The organism is Roseateles flavus (assembly GCF_039872765.1).
Classification (GTDB): Bacteria; Pseudomonadota; Gammaproteobacteria; order Burkholderiales; family Burkholderiaceae_C; genus Roseateles_B; species Roseateles_B flavus.
The window spans coordinates 1-1313 of record NZ_JBDPZC010000051.1; the positions used below are offsets into that span (position 1 = coordinate 1).

Genomic DNA, 1313 nt, shown 5'->3' on the forward strand with positions numbered 1-1313 from the left:
TGAATCGCCCCGGCTTTCGCGGAGGCTCCAACTCTAGAGAATGGAGCCATGAAGAAATCCCCGAAGTTTTCCCCTGAAGTCCGCGAGCGTGCCGTGCGCATGGTGCTGGAGCACCGTGGAGAGCATCCGTCGCAATGGGCGGCCATCGAGTCCATCGCTGGCAAGATCGGCTGTGTGCCGCAGACGCTGCACACCTGGGTGAAGCAGCACGAGGTTGACGCTGGGCAGCGCGATGGCGTGAGCACGGCTGACGCCCAGCGTATCAAGGACCTGGAGCGCGAGGTGCGCGAACTGCGCAAGGCCAATGAGATCCTGAAGCTGGCCAGCGCGTTTTTCGCCCAGGCGGAGCTCGACCGCCGCACCAAGTCCTGAAGGCCTTTGTCGACCAGTACCGCCAGCAGCTTGGGGTCGAGTCGATCTGCCGCGTCCTGCAGATCGCCCCGTCGGCGTATTGGCGCCACGCCGCTCGTCAGCGCCGGCCGGCCTTGCGGTCCTTGCGGGCTCAGCGCGATGCACAGCTGCTGCCTCAGGTGCAGCGCGTCTGGCAGGCCAACATGCAGGTCTATGGGGCTGAGAAGGTCTGGCGCCAACTCAACCGGGAAGGTGTCTCGGTGGCGCGCTGTACCGTCGAGCGCTTGATGCACCAACTGGGGCTGCAGGGCGCGCGTCGCGGCAAAGCGATGCGCACGACCATCCCCGATCCCAAGGCGCCGTGCCCGCTGGATCGGGTCAATCGGCAGTTCCGTGCCGAGCGGCCCAACCAGCTCTGGGTCTCGGACTTCACCTACGTGTCGACCTGGCAGGGCTGGGTCTACGTGGCATTTGTAGTGGACGTGTTCAGCCGGCGCATCGTCGGCTGGCGCCAGAGCAGCTCCATGCATACCGAGTTCGTGCTCGACGCGCTGGAGCAGGCGCTGTATGACCGCAGGCCCACCGAAGACGATGGTCTGATTCATCATTCCGACAGGGGCTCGCAATATCTCTCGATTCGCTACAGCGAGCGGCTGGCCGAGGCCGGTATTGAGCCCTCAGTGGGCTCCAAGGGTGACAGCTATGACAACGCCCTGGCGGAGACGATCAACGGGCTGTACAAGGCCGAGGTCATTCATAGGCGCGGGCCTTGGAAGACCAAGCAGGCCGTGGAACTGGCGACGCTGGAATGGGTGGCCTGGTTCAACCATCACCGGCTGATGGGGCCGCTGGGCTATGTCCCGCCCGCCGAATTCGAAGCCAATTACCATCGCCAACGCGCTGGTCAGGCCGCGACCGTCTGACTTAAACCAACTGGCCTCCGCGGAAGCCGGGGCGTTTCA

At 64.6% G+C, this 1313-nt stretch carries 1 protein-coding gene and 1 other annotated feature; the gene reads left to right on the forward strand.

Translation table 11 applies throughout. The features are described from left to right. Nucleotides 1-48: 48 nt before the first annotated feature. Nucleotides 49-1274 (forward strand): IS3 family transposase gene (locus tag ABDJ40_RS24685; RefSeq protein ID WP_430765680.1). Its coding sequence is split into 2 segments (ribosomal slippage): nt 49-337 and nt 337-1274, totalling 1227 coding nucleotides; the frame shifts between segments, so codons are not numbered across the junction. Continuing rightward, nucleotides 327-443 (forward strand) — a sequence feature (AL1L pseudoknot). (Overlaps the previous gene by 117 nt.) Nucleotides 1275-1313: the final 39 nt, after the last annotated feature.